Source organism: Microbacterium sp. 1.5R (assembly GCF_007667425.1).
GTDB lineage: Bacteria > Actinomycetota > Actinomycetes > Actinomycetales > Microbacteriaceae > Microbacterium.
This window is the reverse complement of record NZ_VDRC01000001.1, coordinates 869,270-891,205: the sequence shown is the minus strand read 5'-3', so window position 1 is coordinate 891,205 and position 21,936 is coordinate 869,270. Positions and strand designations below refer to the sequence as shown.

The window sequence follows — 21,936 nt, the reverse complement described above, 5'->3', positions numbered from 1 at the left end:
CGACGAACGGAGCGGGGGACGAGTGGTCAAGCTTGTGAAGTCGGTCACACCGGCAGTGTCGGTCGTGATACCGATGCATAACGCCGAGAGACACATTCAAGACACCCTGCAGAGCCTCGCTTCCCAGTCCTTGATGGACTTCGAGGTCATCGTGGTGGACGACGGATCGACCGATCGTTCGGCATCCATCGTCGACGCGTTCGTGGCCTCCGACCGCCGATTCCGCCGCATCGAGGGCCCTGCTATCGGCAGCGCAGGAGCTGCCCGCAACGTGGGACTAGGAGTCGCGCGAGGCGAGTATCTCGGGTTCCTCGATGCTGATGACCTGTACGCGCCCAGCATGCTCGAAAAGCTTTATTCGAAGGCCAAGGCGGACCGCGCCGACGTCGTGCTCTCGGGTTTCAGCACCCTCGACGATGTCACGGGGATCCGGAGGTCTCAGCCGTGGGCGCTGCGCGTCGACATCATGCCCGCGGAGACGCCGTTCTCGCCGGAGGACGTCGCCGACCATCTCTTCTACTTCACGAATCCCGCCAACTGGAACAAGCTCTTCCGCAGGGCCTTCGTCGAAGAGGCCGGAATCGCGTTCCAGCCGCTCCGGCGGGCGAACGACGCGTACTTCACGTACCTGTCCCTCGCACGGGCTCAGCGGCTCACGTATGTCGCCGAGGAACTCGTCGAGTACCGTGTGAGCAATACGACGAGCCTTCAGGGCTCCGTGCACGAGACGCCTCTCGAGTTCGTCGAGGCGATCTCGGGTATCTACGAGTCGCTCGTGGAGGCCGGAATCTACGGGCGCCACGAACGCGCGTTCATGAACCTCGTCGCCTCGATGTCAGTCGGTGCCCTGTCGCGGGCGAAGACGGCCGAAGCGTTCGCGACCACGTATGAGGCTCTGCGCCACGACGTGTTCCCTCGCAACGGACTCACCGACGCCCCGAGCCGTGTATTCCTCTCGTCGCATCTTCGGCAGCGGGTGGCGGAGATCATCGCCAAGCCCGTCTCCGCATTCCTCTTCGATCGTGCAGGCATGCCAGGGGGACCCCCGCTGCCGGAGCCGACGGTATCGCACGAGGTCGTCGTCGACGCCGGTGGCGAACCGGATGCCGAGGATCGGCGTCCAGCAGCCGACCCTGCCGTCCCCGACGTCTCCGTCATCGTCCCCGTCTACAACGCGGCGGCCTGGCTTCACGAGTGTCTGCTCTCGGTCCTCGGGCAGACCGGCGTCTCCGTCGAGGTCATCTGCGTGAACGACGGCTCCACGGACGAGTCCGCGAGCATCCTCCAGGAGTACGCGTCGAGCGACCCCCGCATCGTCGTCGTCGACCGTCCCAACGGCGGTCTGTCCGCCGCCCGGAACTCGGGCCTCGAGGTCGCCAGTGGTCGCTATGTCTGCATGCTGGACAGCGATGACTATTGGCGGACCGACGATCTGTCGAACCTCGTGGAGATCGCCGACCGGGACGCGCTCGACCTACTGCTCTTCGATGCGGAGGCATTCTTCGAACCGGGCGTGTCGGAAGCCACGCACACCGCGTACGCGACCTACTACACCCGTACGCGCGCCTACTCGACGGTCGTGACGGGGCCGGAGCTGATGGCGGAACTGAACGACGCGCGCGAGTACCGCCCCAGCGCATGCCTGTATCTCGTGCGCACCGCGCTTCTCCGTGACGCGGAGCTGACGTTCATTCCGGGCATCATGCACGAGGACAATCCCTTCACCTTCGCCCTCTTCCTCAACGCGGCGCGCGCGGCGCACGTCGATCTGCCGATCTATGCGCGTCGGATGCGCCCGGGATCGATCATGACGGGTGGGGCCGCCGAGCGTTCCATGCGCGGGTACTTCGCCGCGTACCTCGATATGAAGCGTCGGCTTGTGCACCACCCGGTCGGTCCGGAGCTGGCACCGCAGATCGGCGACGTGATCCACCGCATGTTCGCGGCGACCCGCCGCCTCTTCCTCGAGCTCCCGGAGGACGTCGGAGCACGCATCCAAGAGGTCGATCCGACCCCGGAGGCGTACAGCATCTACATGATGATGCGACACGAACGGAATCAGACGCTGAAGATCCAGCGGCTGACGAAGGCCGCCTGACGTGCGCGTCCTCGTCACGGGAGGGGCCGGGTATGTCGGCTCTCACACCGTCGTCGCCCTTGCGGAAGCCGGTCATACCGCTGTCATCGCCGACAACTTCTCCAACTCCAGCCCGGCCGTCCTCGACCGTCTCGAACGCATCAGCGGCGTGTCCGTGGAGTGCCATGAGGTCGAGCTCACCGACGCGGAGGCGACGGAGCGCCTGTTCCATGCCGAGCCGATCGACGCCGTCATCCACTGCGCCGGGCTCAAAGCGGTCGGGGAGTCGGTCTCCGCGCCGCGGGAGTACTACCGGAACAACCTCGTCAGCACCCTGACGGTCGCGGACGCGATGGAGAAGAACGGTGTCCGTCGCCTCGTCTTCTCCTCGTCGGCGACCGTCTACGGTGCCGCTCATTCGTCTCCGCTCGGGGAAGACAGCTGGCCGCTGGAGTCATCGAACCCGTATGGGCAGACGAAGGTCATCATCGAGCGGATGCTGAGCGACATCGCCGCGGCCAACCCGGGGTGGAAGGTCGCCCTGCTGCGCTACTTCAATCCGGTCGGCGCGCACGCTTCCGGTCTGATCGGCGAGGACCCCCGTGGAGTCCCCAACAACCTCATGCCCTTCGTGGCACAGGTCGCGGTCGGCAGACGCGATCGTCTCACCGTGCACGGCGACGATTACGACACCGTGGATGGGACGGGCGAGCGCGACTACATCCACGTCGTCGATCTCGCCGCCGGGCACGTCGCCGCCCTCGATCACCTGGATTCGATGACCGCAGACGTGCGTGCCTTCAACCTCGGAACGGGTGCGTCCACCTCTGTCCTGCAACTGCTGCGGGCGTTCGAACGCGCGAGCGGCCGGACGGTGCCCTACGTCGTCGGTCCGCGGCGCGAGGGGGATCTCGCGGTCGCGTACGCCGATCCCTCCCGCGCTCGCACCGAGCTCGGATGGATGGCTGCTCGCTCGCTCGAGGAGATGTGCGCCGACACCTGGCGGTGGCAGAGCGCGAATCCATCGGGCATGTCTTCGCGACTCGACAGCTAGAAATGTGGTCGGCCCTGGCGGGTCGCAACAGGAGGAACCAGATGCCAAGGCTCTCTGCGAGGGATCTCGCGACCATCGCCGTACTCGTCGGCTTCGCTGTGGCGGCGGCCTGCCTCGCTCTGCTGGGGTATCTGGAGTGGGCGCTCGTCCTGATCGCCGCTCTCGTGGCCCTGCTGGGACTGATCTCCAGGGTCGAGTTCGCCGCGCGGCGAGGCGACGTGCGCGCGCAGATGAGGGACGTGCGGCAGTCGCGCCGTCTGTCCGAGGGGATCCTGCGCCTGGTGAAGGCCACTCGCGATGATGTGCAGCGGGGATCGACGACCACCGTGCGCGCGATGACCGCCGCGAGCGCGTACGCGCCCCGTCAGCCTCTGGGGCTCCGTGGCGACGGGCAGTCGCAGGTCCTCATCGAACAGCTGGCGCAGGACATGTCGGCCCTGAGGGCCGAGATCAGGGGGATGCGGGTGGCGCATCAGCTGCTCTCGCAGACGATCATCTCCACCAAAGACGGGGTCGTCACCTCCGCGCAGGCCCTGGAAGACATCTCGAGCAAGATCACGCGCATCGACCGCCGAGTCCGCCGCATCGAGGTCGAGAGCGTGAGCGAGGAGCAGGCGCTCCTCCAGCTCCTCGCCCGATACACTCCCCGCACGCCCCTGCCCATCCTGTCGGGGTGGGCTCTGAGTCCCGTCGGGCTGGTGTATCTGCTCGACGCGATCGAGCAGCGCGATGCGGCCTCGGTCGTCGAATGCGGGAGCGGCACATCGACCCTCTGGATGGCCCTCGCGATGAAGTCGAAGGGGTCGGGCAAGGTCTATGCCCTCGACAGCAGCGAGGAGTATGCAGCCGAGACGCGCGCGATGCTCGAGGCTCATGGACTGGGCGAGTGGGCGCAGGTGTCGGTCTGTCCGCTCACCACGCAGTCGACTCCGCGGGGTGATCTCCTCTGGTACGACCTCGCGCACGCGGACCTCCCGGAGGTCGTGGACGTGTTGCTCGTCGACGGCCCCCCGGGAACCAGCGGACCTCACGCCCGCTATCCCGCGGTGCCTCTTCTCCGCTCGCGACTTGCGACCGATGCGCTCGTGATGCTCGACGACGCCGATCGGCCGGATGAGCGCGACGTGATCGGTTTCTGGGCGGACGAGGGCCTCGTCGGGACGAGCCTCACGTCGCCGCATCGCGGCATCCGGGTCTTCGAGGCCCACGCCGCACGCTGACCTCAGCCGATCCTCTTCATCACGGCGTGCCGTGCGCGCTCGGCCGCGGGTCGCAGCCACGGCGCGACCTGGAGTACCGCCTTGGCCGCCGGGAGTGCCTTCCGCATCGCGAAGCTGATGGGTGAGCCGATGGGTGAGCCGGTCGACGGATTCGGGGTCGTGCCGCGGTGCGCGCTCCGCCCCCGTGCGGGCGCGCGATCCGCGGCCTGCTGCTCGGCGAACGCGATCATCAGATCCATCAGTCGACGGACGTCGTCGACGCTCGGCTCGGGAGACAGCTCGGACGGCAGCGCATCGGCCGCTAGCTCGCGATACCAGGTGCCGAAGTCGCGTCCTCGTTCCCGCTCGGCGGCGGCCAGGGAGGCCGCGGAGAGCTCGGGGTACCGATCGGCGCGGGAGGCTTGGGCGATGGCGCGGGCGAGCCCCTGTGCGTCTCCCTGAGGTGCCGAGACCACACCGGCGTTGTCCTGCACCACGGCCAACCAGGGCAGATCGTACATCGCGACCGGGAGACCGCGTGCCTGTGCCTCCGGGATGGTGAGCGGGTAGCCCTCGATGATGCTCGTGTTCACGAAGATGTCGGACGCGTCGATGGCAGCGGTGAGCGCATCGCCACGGAGCGCACCGATCGCCCGCACACGGTCACCGAGGCCGCGCTCGGAGGCCATCCTGTTCAGTCGTGCGGCCGTCGTGTCGCGCCAGTCGGGGCCGACGATGCGCAGTCGGAAGTCGACGCCCCTGCGGTCGAGGTGTTCGGCGACGTCGATCAGGGCGCTGACGCGCTTCGTGCGCTCCTGCAGACGGCCCCACCAGATGAGCTCGATCGGGCGTCCCCGCGGGGCGGGGCGGGGAGACGCGAGGATGCCGGCGGCGAGCAGTTGCGTCGACGGCGGGTTCGGGAGGTAGGACACCCGCGGCATGCCGCGGAGCTTCCAGAACGCGACGTCGAGCGGAGACAGCACGACGAGGTGCGCGAGCAGCGGGAAGTAGCGCGGGGCGGACTCGAGACGGTCGAGGCCGAAGAGCAGGGACCGGCCGGCGAAGTTGTGCGACCACCCCACGGTGGCGACGCCTTCGGCTCGCGCGGCGAGGGCATACGCCTGCCAGGTGGGGGAGTACTGCCACTGGTGATCGATGGCCAGGTCCAGCTCGTGCTCAGCGCAGACGCGGCCCCACTGGTCGAGCGAATCGCCGAGGGTGTCGGCCGCCACTTCGGCGAACTCGACGCCGGCGGGCAGTCCGGAGAGGTCGCTGCCCTCCTCCCGCGCGACGACCGTCACCCGGAACCCGGCTTCCCGCAGCAGGTGCGCCTGCGAGATCACGACGCCGGAGATCCCCCCGGTGCGCACATGGTTGGTCACCAGTGCGATGCTGCGTGCCGGTCTGGGCGTGAGCTCGATCGCGTCGCCGTATGCGGCGAGGGTGTCGATCGATGCGGGGAAGTGCCGAGCGGTGGACTGCACGATGTCGCTTGCCGTGGCGCGGGTGTACAGATCGGCGAACACGGCACCCCGCAGGTCGGAGCGCGTGTGCTGCGCCAGGTAATGGGTGGTGTAGCCGATGATCGCGCGGCGGACGGATGCGTACGTCGACAGGAGACGGTCGCGGTCGACGTGCCCGTCTGCGATCGCCCGCACGGCCGGCTCGATCGAGTCGATGGACTGGATGGCGCCCGCATAGAAAGAGGCGGTGGGCAGATCACGTACCTTCTGGCCGCTGCCTCCCCGACCGAAGTGGTAGCGGTACAGGCGGTCGGGGACCGACGCGAACCGCGTGGCGAGCGCCGCCGCGAGGAACGAGATCGGCAGATCGTTGACCCTCGGCAGGACGAGGTCAGCGGGCATGAGCGTGTAGGCGTCGACGAGGAGTCGCGTACGGAACAGGTAGCGCCACAGTTGGCCTTGCGCGGGGCGGTCCCGGGGGAAAAGCGCGGAGAGCACCTCCGGCCCGCTCAGGTCCGGATGCATCGGCTGCAGGCGTGCTTCGAAGCGCCCTCCGGTGCGACCGTCGAGCTGGACGACGTCGACGCCGAACTGCACCAGATCCGCCCCGGTCGCCGTCGCTCTCGCGAGTGCCGTCTCGGCGGCCATCTCGGCGAGTTCGTCGTCGCCGTCGAGGAACAGCAGGTGTTCGGCTGTCGCGGTGAGGATGCCAGCGCGGCGCGCCTGGAACGCGGACGCGTTCTGCCCCTGCGAGATGAGCCGGACGCGGGGGTCGGCGGCGCTGTAGCGCCGTACGACGGCGGCGGTGTCGTCGGTCGAAGCGTCGTCGACGACGATGACCTCGATCGCGTCGAGCGTCTGACGGAGGCAGCTGTCGAGTGCAGAGGCGATCACGTCGGCGTCGTTGTAGACGGGGATGACGATGGACACGAGGGGAGTCGCAGGCATGGGCATCTCTCGCTATCGACGCAGCAGTGCGCGTTTGATCCGGTTCGCGGTCGGTCGCAGCCAGGGAACCGCGTCGATCACGCGACGCCCGATCGGGGTCAGCGTGCGTTCGAGGCGCTCGCCCGCCGTGCGAGCCTGGGCGCGCTGACCCGGGGGCGTGCCGCCGGCCGACGATGGTCCGGCGGGCGTCTGCCGCGGTGGCGGCGTGCTGCGCTCCGCGAAGAAGACGAGGAGGTCGAGCACCTCACGTCCGTCCTCCAGCGTGGGCTCCGGGGAGTGCTCCGGGGGGAGGTCCCCGCGGAGCAGCCCCTCGTAGAGCGCGGCGAAGTCGTGCGAGGTGGCCAGGGCCGCCGCGGCGATCGAGGACCGCGACATCGACTCGTATCGCGACGGATCCGCGGCCAGCTCGGCGATCGCGTCGGCGAGGGCCTGCGGGTCCTGCTGAGCGATGGTGACGACCCCGCCGTTGTCATCGATGAGGGAGAGCCACGGCAGGTCGTACATGACGATCGGGAGTCCGCGTGACTGCGCTTCCGGCAGCGTGAGCGGATATCCCTCGATGATGCTGGTGCTGACGAAGACATCCGACGAGTCGATCAGCTCGAGCAGATCGGGTCCGTGTCGCGGACCCGTCAACTCGACGCGCTCGGCGACCCCGCGGGTCGCGGCGAGAGCGCGCAGTCGCTCCGCCGTCATGTCCGCCCAGTCCGGGCCGACGATGCGCAGACGGAAGTCGACGCCGAGCCGCTGCAGCGCCGCCGCCATCTCCACGAGCTGCGTGACCTTCTTCGTGTGCTCCTCGAGGCGGCCCCACCAGATGAGCTCGAGGCGCCGGCGGCGCGGAGCGTCCTTCGCGCCGGGGGCGTCTCCCGAGGCGAGCAGGAAGGGCGACGGCGGGTTGGGCAGGTAGCTGACGTGGTCGATGCCGCGCAGCTTCCAGAACGCGACATCGAGGGGGGAGAGGACGACGAGGTGCGCCAGAGCCCGCAGATGGGAGTGCAGCAGGGTCTGCAGGTCATTGCCGTTGTACGTGGGGCGACCGGCGAAGTTGTGGATCCACCCGACGGTCGCCGCCCCGGCGCTGCGAGCGGCGAGCGCGAACGACGGCCAGTCGCGCGAGTAGAGGATGCGGTGGTCGATGACGACGTCCACGTCGAAACCCCGGCAGAGCTGCGCCCACTGGCGCACGCGCTGACCTCGGCTCGTCCCGGTGAGCTGCAGGAGGGTCGCCCCGTCGGGAACCAGCGCCTCTGCACTCCCCGGACGATGCGTCACGATCGTCACGCGGTGACCGGAGGCGACCAGAAGACGGGCCTGGGTGAGGAGGACGCCGGAGACGCCGCCGGTGGTGAGCACGTTCGTCGTCAGCAGAACGCTGCGTGCAGGCGTACGACCGAGATCGAGTCGCTCGCCGTGGGCCACGAGGGAGGCGACAGTCTCCGGGGCGAAGGTCACCGCTGCTGTCACGAGGTCGAGGTCGTCGACGACGGCGCGGAGATCCTCGTATCCCTGTGCCTGCGCCTCCGGCGGCAGGGCGTCGAAGGCAGCGAGGGCGTCAGCGACGACGGTCAGGTAGCTCGTGCGCTGGGCGTCGATCAGCGGCTCCGGATCGGCGCTGTGGCGTGCCCACTCGCGCATCGTCGGCTGCACCGAGCGGAAGGCGGAGATCCGCTGCAGGGTTTTCTCGAGAGAGCGCGGGTCGACGGCGCCCTCGCGTCGAAGCGGTGCTTGGCGGTACTCGACCGAGCTGACGGAGGCGTAGGAGGCGGCGGCGGCATATGCGAGGAGCACGACCGCGCCCTCGTCGACGACCTGGTCGGGACGCTGGTCGCATGCCGCGTACGCCCGCCGCAGCAGATCGGTGCGGAACAGCTGTCCGGAGAGGTGCAGCGCGGCACGAGAATCGCGGGGAACAAGCGCGCGCACGACGTCAGCGCCGAGGAGGGGACCGTTCACGGGGGTGATCGTGGAGCGGCGCCGCCCCTCAGCGGGCTGCACACCGAAGCCGATCAGATCCGCCGACGACTCCTCGGACGCGCGGTGGAGCCGGGTCGCGGCGTTCGTGGACAGCGTGTCTCCAGGGTCGAGCACCAGGACGTACGCTCCGCGCGCGGCATCGACGCCAGCTTGCAGCCGCCGCGCGCGCGGCGTTCCCGGGTCTTGGCTGACCGTGGTGATGCGGGAGTCCGCGGGCGTGCGATGCGCGCGGGCGTCCGCGCCGTCGATACGGATGCTCACCACCTCGATGTATGCGAGCGACTGCGCCAGGCAGGAGCGGATGCTGCGCTCCACCGCCTCGCCGTCGGCGTCGGCGTCGACGATGAAGGAGATGAGGAGAGTCTGGGGCGTCGTCATGAGGTCCGCTTCGGGTCAGCGCGCGGCCGCGGCGTCGTGGTACACGGCGTGGTAGCGAGCGCTGACGGCATTGGGTGCGCGCGCGTCGAGATCCGGCCGACCCTCGGGGGGATCGGCGCGGAATGCGGCCAGCGCAGCCTCGAGTGCGGCCGCCGTCAGGGGACCGGTGTGGCGTCGCACCCACGCGGAGCCGACCTCATTCGCCAGCGCCTCCGCGTAGTCGGAATCCTCGATGAGAACCGGCCGTTCCTGCGACAGCGCCAGCATGATGATCGTCTGCGCTTCCAGAGTCGTCGCAGCCGGCACGATCACCACCTCGGCGCGGCTCACTTCGAGGATGGTCTCCGCATCGGAGAGCATCTCGTCACGCAGCGAGACAGCGCCCGCATGATCTGCGAGGGCGTGCGCATAGGCATCCGTCTCCTCCACCGGCACGCCGCCGGAGAGGCGCAGAGTCCATTCCGGGAGTTCGGCGATGCCGAACACGTTGAGCACGGTCCGCGCGGACGGGTGCAGTGACGCGAGCGCGGTGACCAGCAGTCGGCCCGCGACCTGATCCCCACGAGGGAAGCCGAGGAACCGATCCCGCAGGTGGCTGTGTCCGATGGTGAGCACGCGCTCCCGGCCGGCCGGGAGCGGCGGCGTCGGAGAGGTGATGGTCGTCGCGGCGGCGCGGATGAGATCCTCGGCCTGAGTCGAGATGCCCGTTCCGCCCGCCGCGCCGACGGTGAGAACGAGGGCCAGACGCCTCCGGCGCAGCATCTTGACGAAGCGCTTTGCACGACGGACCTGCCGACGCTCCGGGGCGCCGTCGGATCCGAGGACGGCGGTGACGTCGGACACGTGGATCACGTCCACGCCGTCCGAGCGGAACGGATCGGTGCGGAACTCGAGCACGACGTCCTTCGGAGCTCGGCCCTCAGAGTCGTCGCCCACCAGCTGGTCGACGAAATCGACCCGAAACCGCGGCGGGCGGGAGGCGACGAGCACCGTCGGAGCGGCAGGCCCAGCCGCGTGCTGCTCAGTCGCTGCCCCGGTCCTGAGGAGGGGCAGGGAGAACACAGAGCCACCATATAGTGGGGTGCAGTGATTGCGAAACCGACTCAGCATGTGTTCGCCCAGCTCAGCGGGCAGGACGACAACCTCGGCGACTCCGCACTGCGGCTCGCATACCTGCACGCGCTGCGCGGAACCGGGCGGCACGTACACGTCTACCTCGGAGAGGCGACGAGCGACTTCGCTGCGGGCTTCGCGCCGGCATCCGATCTCACTGTTCACCGCAGCAGGGGGACGTGGGTCGAGGCAGAGGCGGCGACCGCGCGTCCCGTGCACGCGTTCAACGCCGGCGAGATCAATCCCCGCGCTGGACACTTCCCCGTCGCCCGTCGGGCTGCGGAGTGCGCGCGTGTGCTGGATGCCGGAGGGGCAGTGATCTTCGCCGGCATCGGCATCAAGAACGTCGACAGGGTTCAGGGCGTCGCCTTCGACCCGGTCATGCGGGAAGCATCGGTGATGTCCTGGCGGGACCGGGGGTCGCGCGACGGCGCCGGGTTCGGCGACGTCGCCCCGGACTGGGCGTACTCCGAGGGCACGCCTGTGGATGACTGGGCGGCCGCGACCGAACGCCCCCTCATCGCCGTGACCATGCGTTTTGATCGGGCGTGGCCGGGCGAAGACTGGCTCGCCGCGGTGCAGGCCTTCGCAGCGGCGACCGGCACCCGCATCGTCACCGTCGCTCAGGTGGCGCGGGACGCGCCGCGCGCGGTGCGCCTCGCGCAGGCGCTCGGCGGCGAGTACCTGATGCCCCCGAGCATGCGGCACGACGTGCTCGACGTGTACGTGCGCGACGTCTACCGCCGGTCGCTCGCCGTCATCAGCGACCGGGCCCACGGCCTCATCATCGGTGCGACCGAGGGGGCATTCCCGCTCGGCTCCGGCAGCGACCCGCACAAGATCTCCCGGCTGCTCGCGGCGGTCGGCCTGGGCGACCTCGTCGGCGGATACGAGCAGTTCGACGGCTTCGCGCAGAGTGTCGAGACCCACCTTCCGACGCTCGCACCGGCGATCAGCTCCGCCCGAGCCGAGATCGCCGCATTGACGACGCGGATCCGCGCAGCGATGGACGCCGTCGCCTGACGGGAGTCAGGGGCGTGGGCGTTCAGCGCGCGCCGAGCCACCCTTTTGCTCGGTGAGCGAGCGGCTTCAGCCACGGTAGGCGCCGCAGGGCCGCCCGACCGATCGGCGCCGCGGATCGCCAGACCCGCTGTCCCCGCGACCCGGAGTCCGCGGGAGCGACGGCACGGCCGTCGGCCCGCTCCGCGAAGAACACCAGCAGGCCGAGCAGGTCGTGGGCGTCATCGAGAGTCGGCGAGGGCGAGAACTCCGCTGCGAGCTCTCCTGCGACCACATCCCGGTACAGCGATGCGAAGTCGTGCTCGCGCGCCCGGGTCGCGGCCTGCTGCGACGCGCGTGACAGCCGCGCGTAGAGCTCGGGATCCTCGAGCATCTCCGCCAGCCGCAGGGCGAGCCCACGCGCGTCGCCCTGGGGCACCGAGACCACACCGTCGTTCTCCCGCACGAGGGTGAGCCAGGGCAGGGCGTACATGAACACCGGCAGCCCGCGGGCCTGCGCCTCGGCGATCGTGAGCTGATACCCCTCGATGATGCTCGTCGAGACGAACGCGTCCGCCTGGTCGATCGCGCTGACCAATGCCGCCCCGCGCAAGGGGCCCACGGCTACGACGGCGTCGCCGACGCCGCGCCGACGCGCCAGGGCATTGAGCTTCCGCGCGGTGACGTCGTCCCAGTCGGGGCCGATGATCCGCAGAGTGAACGGCACACCCAGCGTGCGCAGTTGCACGCCGACCCGTACGAGCTCGCGGACCTGCTTGGTGCGCTGCTCGAGGCGCCCCCACCACACGAGGTCGAGCCGCCCCGCCGGCGGCCGCTTCGGGTCGAGGTGCCCCCGGGGTTCGAGCATCATCGGCGAGGGAGGGTTGGGCAGGTGGGCGACGTGATGGATGCCGCGCAACCGGAAGTACGCGACGTCGAGCGGTGACAGCGTGATGAGCTGGGCGAGCGTCGCGCTGGATCGTTCGATGAGCGACAGCCGGCCGTTGCCGTCATACACGGGACGAGCGACGAAGTTGTGCAACCACCCGATGGTCGCGGCGCCCTCAGCGCGTGCGACGAGCGCGAACTCCGGCCACGTGTCCATGTAGAGCACCTGGTGGTCGATCACCACGTCGATCTCGTGCTCGCGGCAGATCTCGGCCCACTCCGCCAGCTGGGCGGGCAGCCGGCCCTCGGACAGTTCCCGGAACTGGATGCCGGCCGGCAGCGCGCTCGTGTCGCTGCCGCCGTTGCGCGCCACCACGATCACGCGCAGGCCGGACTCCTGCAGATACCTCGCCTGCGCGGCGAGCACGGCGGAGACGCCGCCGGTGCGCAGGGTCGATGTGACCAGCAGGACGTTGCGCACCGCCCGCTCCGGCATACCCTGCCAGGTCGCGTGGAACTTCAGCGCCCGGAGCGTCGCCGGGTAGAAGCGCGCGGCCGCCCGCACGACGTCATGGGGGCTCGCGACCGAGTGCAGATGTGCGAGCGCATCGTCGAGCACTCCTTCGTCGCTGTGATCGACGAGCTGGTAGATCACGTAGCCGATGATCGACAGGCGCACGGAGGCGAATGTCTCCGCGACGAAGTCCGGGTCCGCATGGGTGGCTGCGAGTCCGTCGACGGCCGTGGCGATGGCGTCGACGGAATCGATCGCCCCGGTGTAGAACCGCGCCCTCTCGGCGGTGTCGACGCGGTGCCCGCTGCCGCCGCGACCGAAGTGGTAGCGGTAGACCTTGTTCGGCACGGCGGCGTAGCTCGTGGCGAGCGCGGCGGCGAGGAACAGCAGCGGGAGGTCGTTGACGCGGGGCAGCACCAGGTCGTCCGGTACGAGGGAGTACGCCTCCCTCAACAGCCGGGCCCGGAACACGAAGCGCCAGAGCTGACCCTGCGCCGGTCTGCCGATAGGGAAGAGTGCGCGCAGCACGTCGTTCCCCGAGAACGTGTCTGCGGGAGGCTGCAACCGCACCTCGTAGGGGCTGCCGGTGCGGCCGTCCCGTTCAACGACCGTGACGCCGACACCGATGATGTCGGCATCCGTCTCGCCCGCCCGCGCGAGAGCCACCGCCGCGGCATCCGGCGTCAACTCGTCGTCGCCGTCGAGGAACATCACCCGGTCGGCGCGCGCGGCGAGGACGCCCGTTCGGCGGGCCTGGAAGGCCGAGAGATTGCGGTCGTGACGCACGACGCGCACCCGCTCGTCCCGACGACGGAATCCCTCCAGCAGTGCCGCGGTGCCGTCGGTCGACGCATCGTCGACGCACACGATCTCGATGTCGGCGACGGTCTGCGCGAGTGCGCTCTCGATCGCCGTCGCAACGGTCTCGTCGTCATCCGAGACGGGCATCACGATCGTGAGGAGGGGGCGCGATGTCATCGCGCACGAGTCTATCCATGCGTCGGGATAGCCTGAGGGCATGAAGATCGCCATCGCCGGGACCGGATACGTCGGCCTGTCCAACGCCGTCATCCTCGCCCAGCACAACGCGGTCTTCGCGGTCGACATCGATCCGGCGAAGGTCGAGCTGCTTCGCCGTCGGGTCTCGCCGATCGCCGACGTCGAGCTCGAGGACTACCTCGCCACCCGCGAGCTCGATCTCACACCCACGACGGATGCGACCGAGGCCTACCGCGACGCGGATTTCGTGGTCGTGGCGACGCCGACGAATTACGACGAGGTGACGAACTACTTCGACACCTCCTCGGTCGAGTCGGTCATCGACACCGTGCTGGAGGTCAACCCCGAGGCCGCCATCGTGATCAAGTCGACCGTGCCGGTCGGGTTCACCGCGCGGATGGCGGCGGCGCACCCCGATGCGGCGATCGTGTTCTCGCCGGAATTCCTGCGCGAGGGGCGCGCCCTGCACGACAACCTGTACCCGTCGCGGATCGTCGTGGGTGACCGAGGGCCGGTCGGTCAGCGCTTCGCCGATCTGCTCGTCGAGGGAGCCATCGCGACCGGCGTGCCGGTGCTCCTCACCGACTCGACGGAGGCGGAGGCGATCAAGCTGTTTGCCAATACCTACCTCGCGCTGCGCGTGGCCTACTTCAACGAGCTCGACACGTACGCCGCCGTGCACGGGCTCGACTCCAAGCAGATCATCGAGGGTGTGGGACTCGACCCGCGGATCGGCTCGCACTACAACAATCCCTCTTTCGGGTACGGCGGCTACTGCCTGCCGAAGGACACCAAGCAGCTGCTGGCCAATTACTCCGAGGTGCCGCAGAACCTCATCGCGGCGATCGTCGACGCCAACAGCACGCGGAAGGACTTCGTCGCCTCCGACATCCTCGCTCGCGGGCCGCGTACGGTCGGCGTCTACCGCCTCGTGATGAAGTCCGGATCGGACAACTTCCGTGCCTCGTCGATCCAGGGCATCATGAAGCGCATCAAGGCCAAGGGTGTCGAGGTGGTGGTGTACGAGCCGTCGCTGGACGACGAGGAGTTCTTCCACTCGGAGGTGGTGCGCGATCTCGAGGAGTTCAAGACGCGCGCCGACGTCATCATCGCGAACCGCTCGACCGACGCTCTCGATGACGTCGCCCATAAGGTCTACACGCGCGACATCTACGGCCGCGACTGATCGTCGTCGGCCTGGGAGTCGCGAGCTGTGGGGTAGCATGTTCCGATATGCCGCGCTGGTCGACGGGCATCTCGTACCAGGCTGGAGAGAGGTAGAGGATCGGAATGGGAGCGATTGCTGCGCCCGTGACCGCCGGGCTCAGCCAGGTGGGCAAGCGTCCTCGATTCGGTGACTATCTCGCCGACACCTGGCAGCTCCGCATGTTCGCGCTGCGCCTTGCGGGCAGCCGGCTCATCGGCGGGCTGCTGCCGAACCGCCTCGGCGTGCTCTGGATCGTGCTCAAGCCCCTCGCGCTCGCGATCGTCTACGGCACGATCTTCAACTTCATCCTCGCCGGTGCTGCCCGTCCGGCGAACTTCGTGCCCTACCTGCTCGTCGGCGTCTTCGTCTTCGAGTTCTTCACGGGGTGCTTCGGCAGCGGGTCGAAGTCGATCACGAGCAATGCCAAGCTCGTGCAGAGCTTCGGCTTCCCTCGCGTCCTGCTCCCCATCTCGGTGATCGTCGAGCAGGCGATGCGGATCGTCCCGGTGATGGTCCTGCTCGGCATCCTCCTGCTCATTCTGGGCGAGCCGATCAGCTGGTCCTGGCTGCTCATCTTCCCCATCCTCGCGGTGATGGGCGTGTTCAATCTCGGTGTCGCCCTCATCGTCGCGCGGATCTCAGTGCGCACCCGCGACATCCAGCAGCTCGTGCCGATCATCAACCGTGTGCTGTTCTACGGCAGTGGCATCTTCTTCAACATCGACGGGGCGCTCGCCGGGTTCCCGACGCTGCTCACGATCGCGCACCTCCTGCCGACCTACGAATTCATCTCCCTCGCCCGCGACGTGATGCTCGACAGCTACGCCGCCCCCCTGCTCGCGTGGATCGCCGCGCCCATCTGGGCGCTCGTGACGGTCATCGGCGGAACGATCTTCTTCTGGCAGGGCGAACCGAGGTACGGTCTCGGTGACTGATCTGCTGCTTCCGGGGACCCGGGCCGAGGCGCCCGAGAACGCGCCGCGCCCGATGATCGTCGCCGACAACGTGCACGTGAACTATCGCGTCTACGCCTCCGGCAAGCGGATGACCACGCGCGAGTCGCTGATGAGCCTTCGCTCGTTCCGGGGCGGTCGTGATCTGCAGACCGTTCCGGCGCTGCGCGGCGTGAGCTTCACCGCCAACGAGGGCGAGTCGATCGGCGTCATCGGCCACAACGGCTCGGGCAAATCCACTCTCTTCCGCGCCATGACGGGGCTGATCCCGCCCTCCGATGGTGCGATCTTCGCGCGCGAGCGCCCCGTGCTCCTCGGGGTCAACGCCGCGCTCGTGCCCGAGCTCTCCGGCGAGAACAACATCAGGCTCGGACTCCTCGCAATGGGGTTCAGCCCCGAGGAAGCGGCAGCGCGCGTCGACGAGATCGCGGACTTCGCTGAGCTCAACGACTTCATCTACCACCCCATGCGGACCTACTCGTCCGGCATGGGTGCGCGACTGAAATTCGCGATCGCGTCGGCGAAGGCGCACTCGATCCTGCTCGTCGATGAAGCCCTCGCGGTGGGCGATCGGCGGTTCCGCACCAAGAGCGAGAAGCGCATCAACGAACTGCGTGACAGTGCGGGTCTCGTGATGATCGTCAGCCACTCCGTCGGGTCGCTGAAGCAGACGTGCGAGCGGGTGCTGTGGGTGCACAAGGGCGAACTCATCGCCGACGGCCCCACCGACGACGTCATCGCCGAGTACGTGGCGTGGACCAAGAATCCCGGCGCCAATGCCGTCGGCGCAGCGTCCGCCCCCAAGCCGCAGACGAAGAACGCGCCGGTCGCCGTCGGGTTCGAGGCGGGCTCGGCGGCAGACGATGGGCCGCGCCCGTCTGCCGGGGGAGCCGTGCCGCTGGCGACCTCGACCGCCGACGAGCCGCGTGCACGGGCTCGGCGAGAGCGTCATCGGCGTCTCGAGCAGCGCACGCGCACGCGCAGCGTTCTCCTCATGGTGCTCACGGGAGTCGCCGTGCTGCTCGCGGTGGCCGCCGGTGCGATCATCGGGACCCTCAGCACCGCGGCAGCGCCGGCCGACCCGGAGCCGTCCACGCGACCGACCGCTGCGCCGCCCGCTGCGGTGGCCGATCCGGTGATCAACAGCTTCACGGCCAACACGGCCACGGTCGAGTGCGCCTCCGAGGATGCCGAGGACGGGCAGGTGCTGCTGAGCTGGCAGATCGACGACGCCGACAGCGTCGCGATCGGAGCGGGCGACGCGCAGGTGGACGCCCTGGAGCTCCCGATCGCGGCCGCGCTGCCGGCCGATCTCTCCGACCGCGCTGTCCCGTTCTCCTGCGCCGCCGAGGCAGTGGTCTACACGGTCACCGCGCAGAACGAGGAGGGCGTGCGCGTCAGCGCCGCCGTCTCCGTGGCGCGCGTGCTCCCGGTCGAGACCGAGGAGCCGGACAGGACGCCGGTGCGGCGCCCCTCCCAGACCCCTGCTCCTGAGCCGGAGCCCGCGCCTCCCGTGCAGAGTGAGACCCCCGTCGACCCGGGAACGGGCACGGATCCGGGGACGGGGACCGACCCGGGGACCGGCACTGACCCGGGGACCGGCACGGATCCGGGGACAGGAACCGATCCGGGGACGGGGACTGACCCGGGAACCGGCACCGACCCGGGGACGGGCACGACCGTCCCCTGATCGACGGATCCGGACGTCGGGACACGGCGTGAGCGGGTCGCTCGGGGGAACCGACTAGATTTGGCTCATGCGCCGCCGGGATCCACGATCGTCGAGAGCGCCCCGCGCAACACGGACATTCGTCTCGCTCACCGGGCCTGCGGGCAACATCGGCGACGCACTGATCCGCCGCGAGACCCTGGAATGGGCGCGGGGGACGAGCGACGACCTCGTGGCCTACACGGGCGAGGGTCCGGACTCATGGCTGACGCAGCTGGGCCTGCCGTCCGACGCGATCGTGCTGCGCGGCAAGACGTCGGTGCCGCGCTGGCTGCGACTGCTCGTCGCTGCGCCACGGCATCCGGTGCTGGTGTTCGAGGCGGGCGAGATCCCGCTCGACCGCGGCAATGAGCTCAGGGAACTCGTGTTCCTCGCCGAAACGCTCATCGTCCGCCTCAAGGGCGGGGTCGTCGTGCGGCCGCCGCGCGGCATCCGGGCTCCCTCATGGCCCGCGCTCGGCATCCATCGCCTCGCCGCCCGCCTGTCGCAGGTGACGCTGTGGCGCGACGACGCGACGCTGGCGACGGCGCGCTGCGGGCGGCTGGCGCCCGACATCGGATTCTCCGCAGGGAGGCGGGCCGGCTCGTCGTGGAGTGAGCGCTCCGAACTGCTGGTGAGTCTGCGCGGAGCGCGTCCGCTGCCCGACACGGAGTGGGTGGCGGCGGTGCGTGCCGCCGCGCGGGAGGCCGGGCTCACGATCCGCACCGTGGTCCAGGTCCGCGAGGACGAGGACCGGTCACGCGAGCTGGCACGGCTCCTGGGCGGGGAGTTCGAGGCCTGGGGAGAGACGGATCCGGTCATCCACGAGGAGCGCCTGCGGCAGCGGTACGACGGGGCGCAGCTGGTGATCAGCGATCGCATGCACGTGCTGGTGCTCGCGTCGCTGAGCGGTGCGATCCCCGTCGAGCTGGTGCCCGCCCCCACCGCGAAGATCGCGAAGGCGTTCGCGGCGATCGGGGTGCACGACGTATCCGTCGACTCGGTGGGCGATCCCGATCGGATGCGCGCCGCGCTCGCCCCGACGTCCGAGAGGGCGGAGGAGATCTCCGAACGGGTGCGCGTCGCGGAGGCGACGCTCGCAGACGTCCAGGACCGGATCCGGCGAGCCGTGCGCAGGGTGCGCTCGTGACGCGGGGGCCGGAGCGATCCGAGGCGCCGACCGGCCGCGTCCTCTTCCTCTCGCACAGCCATCCGTTCGGAGCGTTCCGGGTAGGCAGTCACCACTACGCCCGCGTGCTCGCGCAGCGCGGCTGGGATGTGACGCACCTGAGCACTCCGATCTCGCTCGTCCATCGGCTGACGGGCCGCGTGGACCGGCAAGGGCACGCCCTGGTGCCCTCGCATCCGCAGCGCGACGACGACGGGGTGCTGCAGATCGTGCCGCGTACGATCCTGCCCGCCCCGATGAGCACGTCGCGCGTAGCCGGTCTGCTCGCCCGCGAGGGTGTCGCCGGAGAGTTCGACGCGGTGCTCATCGACCAGCCGCTGCTGTGGGACCCGTCCGTGCGGTCGCTCTCCGACCGCGTGATCTACCGACCGACCGACCTGTACCCCGACGGGCTGAAGAACGCGCTGCAGCGGCGCATCCTCGGCGCGGTCGACGGCGTGGTCGCGACCTCCGGCGAGGTGCTCCGGGGGCTCGGAGACATCCGGATGCCGTCGCTCGTCCTCGAGAACGGAGCGGATGCCGCGCGCTTCGCCGCGCCCGAGGCGCAGGGACGGCCTCGGGCAGCACGCTGCGTCTACGTCGGTGCCCTCGACGACCGTTTCGACTGGGAGCAGGTCGACGCCTGGGCCCGATCCCGACCGGACGTCGAATTCGTCATCGCGGGCCCGGGTGCCGGGCCGCCGGGCGGCGTGCCGTCGAATGTCGAGCTCATCGGCGCGATCGCCTACGCCGACGTGCCCGCACTGCTGCACACCGCGCGCGTCGGCCTGCTGCCGCTCTCCGACCACCCGCTCAACGCCGGTCGCAGCCCGATGAAGCTGTACGAGTACCTCGCGGCCGGGCTCGCCGTCATCGCGCGCCAGACGCCCGGGATCACCGGAGCGTCGGAGAACGGTGTGGAGGTCTACACCGACCGGGGCGATGCGGATGCCGCGCTCGGCCGTGCGCTGCAGCATCCGTCACCCAACACGGCAGGGGAGCGCGCGGCATCCGAGGCATCGTGGGAGCGCAAGACCGATGCGCTGGAGGGGTTCATCCGCGCGGTGCCGCGCCGGAACGCCTGATCAGTCGCCGAAGCGGGCGATGGTCTCGGAGACGATGCCGGCGGTGCGGTCCCAGTCGTATCCGTCCGGCGCCTCCACACGCCGGGCCGTGGCGAGCGCGTCGCGCAGCGCCTCGGCCCATTCCCCTGCGTCAGCGGACGACGACACCGCCGCGCCGCGGTCGGCGACGATCTCCGCGACCGACTCGCATCCGACCCAGTGGATGACGGGGGTGCCGCAGCGGACGGACTCCAGCGCGGGGAGCCCGAAACCCTCGAGCGTCGACGGCATCACCGTCGCGGCAGCGCCCCGGTAGAGGTCGGCGAGGCCCTCATCGTCCACGCCGCTCACCCAGCGGACCCGCGCATCGACGCCGCGGTGCGTCGCTCGTGCTCGGAGATCGCCGATCCCGCGGTGGGGGACGACGGCCACCAGTCGTGCGTCCCGGGCGAGAGCCAGGGCATCGAGGACGACGTCGAAGTTCTTGTGCGCCCTGCCGTTGCCGACGAACAGGAGGTACGGATCGGCCTGCGGCCCCGCCCCTGCCCCCGGGTGGAAAGCGGCCGAACACCCGTTGCCGGCGTTGACGATCTCGACATCGTCGTCGTCGACCCACGAGCGGAGGGCCGATGCCGAGGTCTCCGAGACCGTCAGCACGACACCGGCTCTGCGCACGACGTTCCTGACCGGGCCGGCGTAGTACGCGGCGAACTTCCACCGGCCGATCCCGGGGGTGCTCAGCTGGATCAGGTCGTGCAGGGTGAGCAGCTGTCGCGGCGCGCGGACGAGCGCGCCGTAGCCGGGGGAGTACACGAGCGCGCCGTCGCGCGCGGCCGTGGGGCGGAACGCGTCGACAGGGGAGAACGGGCTGCCGCTCAGCCCCAGGGACTGCCACGGTACGGTGAGCCGGGGGAGCACCTCGGCGGCGTAGCGACCGATGCCATGACTGCCGCGGTAGCGGTCGTCGACGAAGACAGTCATGCGCGCTCCCTCCCGGACCCCTGCTGCTCACCGAGGGAGTCCGAGACCCACGCCCTGATGCGGTCGGCGAAGACCTCGCCGGAGAACCTCGCGGCCTGCGCGCGGCATGCGTCCGCGGAGAGTCCGGTGACCACCTCGACCGCGCGCCGCATCGCGTCGCGCGACCAATGCTCGAGGAGCGCGCCGGTGCGGCCGTCCACGACGGTCTCGGCCGTGCCGCCCAGCGCCGGCGCGATCACGGGGCGTCCGGCGGCCATGGCCTCCACCGGGACGATGCCGAAGTCCTCGACCGCGGGGAAGACGAGCGCGATGCAGCGTCGTAGCAGCGCGCGGTACAGCTCGGGGCCGGGAGAATCCACGAAGAAGACCCGACCGGGTGCCCGGTCGTCTGCGAGCGAGCGGAGCCGGGCTTCATCGCTCCCCGCGCCGGCGAGCACCACTGGTACGTCGGCGGCGATGCCGGCCTCGATCACGAGGTCCAGTCGCTTGTAGGGGATGAAGCGCGAGAAGCCGAGGAGGAACGTCTCGGGCAGCCCGGCGAGCAGCGCCTCGTCGCGGGCGGTGGGTTCGGGCGCGCGCAGGAACCCGGTGACATCGACGGGAGGGTGGATCACGGCGCTCTCGCGATGCCAGGCCGCCTCGATGCGCTGCTGCACGAACGCGCTGTTCGCGGCGATCGCCACGGGCTCCTGCGCACGTCGGCGATCGAGTCCCTTCAGTGCCCCCGCGACTGCTCTCGCGGGGAGCGAGCTGCCGCGGACATCGAGCTCGGGGTTCCAGATGTACCGTGCGGGGGTGTGCGCGTAGACGAGCTTCGGCGCGCCGTGCGCGGCGCCGGAGAAGCGGGCGTGGTGAGCGAACAGGTGCGAGCTCGCGAGGACCCAGTCGGCGTCGACCGACGGCAGCGTCCGCCAGGCGACGGGCATGAACGGCACGGATGCCGCCTTGCGGCCGCGCAACGGCGTGCGTGCCAGCCACGTCTCGCCGTCGACCTCGAAGCGGCCGTCGCTCTCGTTCCAGAGGCAGTAGCGAGCTGCGTCGGGGAACACCCCGGTGAGCGCTTCGAAGACGTTCTCGGAACCGCCGCGGGGAGCGAGCCATTCATGCACGAGCACACCGCTCACCGCACCGACCTCGCTCCCGTTCGCGCGCCGACGCGCCGGATCGGCTGAGCCTCTGCACGCATGCGTCGAGTCTAGGGAAGATCGGAGCCCGCGCCTCGCGCTGCGTCGGGTGCGCCCGGTCC

The 21,936-nt window shown here is 69.9% G+C and carries 15 protein-coding genes; 9 read left to right on the top strand and 6 right to left on the bottom strand.

The features are described from left to right. Positions 1 to 22 precede the first annotated feature (22 nt). The 3 genes from FSY98_RS04435 to FSY98_RS04425 are packed head-to-tail and all read left to right on the top strand — an operon-like array spanning position 23 to position 4,351. Positions 23 to 2,098, top strand: a complete 2,076-nt coding sequence (locus FSY98_RS04435; protein WP_313955851.1) for a glycosyltransferase — start codon at positions 23 to 25, stop codon at positions 2,096 to 2,098. A 1-nt stretch (position 2,099) separates the two neighbouring features. After that, complete coding sequence (galE, locus tag FSY98_RS04430) at positions 2,100 to 3,131, top strand: UDP-glucose 4-epimerase GalE (RefSeq protein WP_144874313.1); 1,032 nt, start codon at positions 2,100 to 2,102, stop codon at positions 3,129 to 3,131. A 41-nt stretch (positions 3,132 to 3,172) separates the two neighbouring features. Then, positions 3,173 to 4,351, top strand: coding sequence for a class I SAM-dependent methyltransferase (locus FSY98_RS04425; RefSeq protein ID WP_186307540.1), 1,179 nt, complete (start codon positions 3,173 to 3,175; stop codon positions 4,349 to 4,351). Positions 4,352 to 4,353: 2 nt separating this feature from the next. Here FSY98_RS04425 and FSY98_RS04420 read toward each other — a convergent pair whose 3' ends face one another. From FSY98_RS04420 to FSY98_RS04410, 3 genes are read right to left on the bottom strand one after another with little or no spacing between them, the layout of a single operon-like run. Beyond that, positions 4,354 to 6,741, bottom strand: a complete 2,388-nt coding sequence (locus FSY98_RS04420) for a glycosyltransferase (protein ID WP_222119109.1) — start codon at positions 6,739 to 6,741, stop codon at positions 4,354 to 4,356. Positions 6,742 to 6,753: 12 nt separating this feature from the next. Continuing rightward, a complete protein-coding gene (locus tag FSY98_RS04415) occupies positions 6,754 to 9,096 on the bottom strand; it encodes a glycosyltransferase (protein WP_144874307.1) in 2,343 nt (780 codons plus the stop codon). A 15-nt stretch (positions 9,097 to 9,111) separates the two neighbouring features. Further along, positions 9,112 to 10,158, bottom strand: coding sequence for a hypothetical protein (locus FSY98_RS04410; protein WP_144874305.1), 1,047 nt, complete (start codon positions 10,156 to 10,158; stop codon positions 9,112 to 9,114). Positions 10,159 to 10,182: 24 nt separating this feature from the next. On the opposite strand from FSY98_RS04410, the gene FSY98_RS04405 reads away from it, so the two are divergent. After that, a complete protein-coding gene (locus FSY98_RS04405) occupies positions 10,183 to 11,232 on the top strand; it encodes a polysaccharide pyruvyl transferase family protein (RefSeq protein WP_144874303.1) in 1,050 nt (349 codons plus the stop codon). A 22-nt stretch (positions 11,233 to 11,254) separates the two neighbouring features. Here the strand turns inward: FSY98_RS04405 and FSY98_RS04400 are convergent, their stop codons facing one another. Continuing rightward, entirely contained in the window at positions 11,255 to 13,588 is a 2,334-nt protein-coding gene (locus FSY98_RS04400; RefSeq protein WP_186307538.1) for a glycosyltransferase, read from the bottom strand. A gap of 40 nt (positions 13,589 to 13,628) precedes the next feature. Here FSY98_RS04400 and FSY98_RS04395 point away from each other — a divergent pair, with 40 nt between their 5' ends. The 5 genes from FSY98_RS04395 to FSY98_RS04375 all read left to right on the top strand — a co-directional run bounded on the left by FSY98_RS04395 (position 13,629) and on the right by FSY98_RS04375 (position 19,730). Beyond that, the gene (locus FSY98_RS04395; protein ID WP_144874299.1) at positions 13,629 to 14,795 is read left to right on the top strand and encodes a nucleotide sugar dehydrogenase; all 1,167 of its coding nucleotides are present in this window, start codon (positions 13,629 to 13,631) and stop codon (positions 14,793 to 14,795) included. A gap of 104 nt (positions 14,796 to 14,899) precedes the next feature. Beyond that, complete coding sequence (locus FSY98_RS04390; protein WP_144874297.1) at positions 14,900 to 15,751, top strand: ABC transporter permease; 852 nt, start codon at positions 14,900 to 14,902, stop codon at positions 15,749 to 15,751. Further along, on the top strand, positions 15,744 to 17,459 hold the full coding sequence (locus FSY98_RS16825) for an ABC transporter ATP-binding protein (protein WP_260857273.1): 1,716 nt from the start codon (positions 15,744 to 15,746) through the stop codon (positions 17,457 to 17,459). The genes FSY98_RS04390 and FSY98_RS16825 overlap by 8 nt, the downstream gene beginning before the upstream one ends. 67 nt (positions 17,460 to 17,526) lie before the next feature. Then, complete coding sequence (locus FSY98_RS04380; RefSeq protein WP_144874295.1) at positions 17,527 to 18,627, top strand: polysaccharide pyruvyl transferase family protein; 1,101 nt, start codon at positions 17,527 to 17,529, stop codon at positions 18,625 to 18,627. Next, a complete protein-coding gene (locus FSY98_RS04375) occupies positions 18,624 to 19,730 on the top strand; it encodes a glycosyltransferase (RefSeq protein ID WP_144874293.1) in 1,107 nt (368 codons plus the stop codon). Before FSY98_RS04380 ends, FSY98_RS04375 begins: the two co-directional genes overlap by 4 nt. Here FSY98_RS04375 and FSY98_RS04370 read toward each other — a convergent pair whose 3' ends face one another. Next, positions 19,731 to 20,690 (bottom strand): glycosyltransferase family 1 protein, encoded by a 960-nt coding sequence (locus FSY98_RS04370; RefSeq protein ID WP_144874291.1) that lies wholly within the window; start codon positions 20,688 to 20,690, stop codon positions 19,731 to 19,733. After that, entirely contained in the window at positions 20,687 to 21,814 is a 1,128-nt protein-coding gene (locus FSY98_RS04365) for a glycosyltransferase (protein WP_144874289.1), read from the bottom strand. Before FSY98_RS04365 ends, FSY98_RS04370 begins: the two co-directional genes overlap by 4 nt. Between the last annotated feature and the right edge of the window lie 122 nt (positions 21,815 to 21,936).

Bases quoted from the DNA above. Each gene is read 5' to 3' on its own strand.
- FSY98_RS04370 (WP_144874291.1), bottom strand. From the start codon at position 20,690: ATGACTGTCTTCGTCGACGACCGCTACCGCGGCAGTCATGGCATCGGT.
- FSY98_RS04415 (WP_144874307.1), bottom strand. From the start codon at position 9,096: ATGACGACGCCCCAGACTCTCCTCATCTCCTTCATCGTCGACGCCGAC.
- FSY98_RS04390 (WP_144874297.1), top strand. From the start codon at position 14,900: ATGGGAGCGATTGCTGCGCCCGTGACCGCCGGGCTCAGCCAGGTGGGC.
- FSY98_RS04400 (WP_186307538.1), bottom strand. From the start codon at position 13,588: ATGACATCGCGCCCCCTCCTCACGATCGTGATGCCCGTCTCGGATGAC.
- FSY98_RS04395 (WP_144874299.1), top strand. From the start codon at position 13,629: ATGAAGATCGCCATCGCCGGGACCGGATACGTCGGCCTGTCCAACGCC.
- FSY98_RS04420 (WP_222119109.1), bottom strand. From the start codon at position 6,741: ATGCCTGCGACTCCCCTCGTGTCCATCGTCATCCCCGTCTACAACGAC.
- FSY98_RS04380 (WP_144874295.1), top strand. From the start codon at position 17,527: ATGCGCCGCCGGGATCCACGATCGTCGAGAGCGCCCCGCGCAACACGG.
- FSY98_RS04425 (WP_186307540.1), top strand. From the start codon at position 3,173: ATGCCAAGGCTCTCTGCGAGGGATCTCGCGACCATCGCCGTACTCGTC.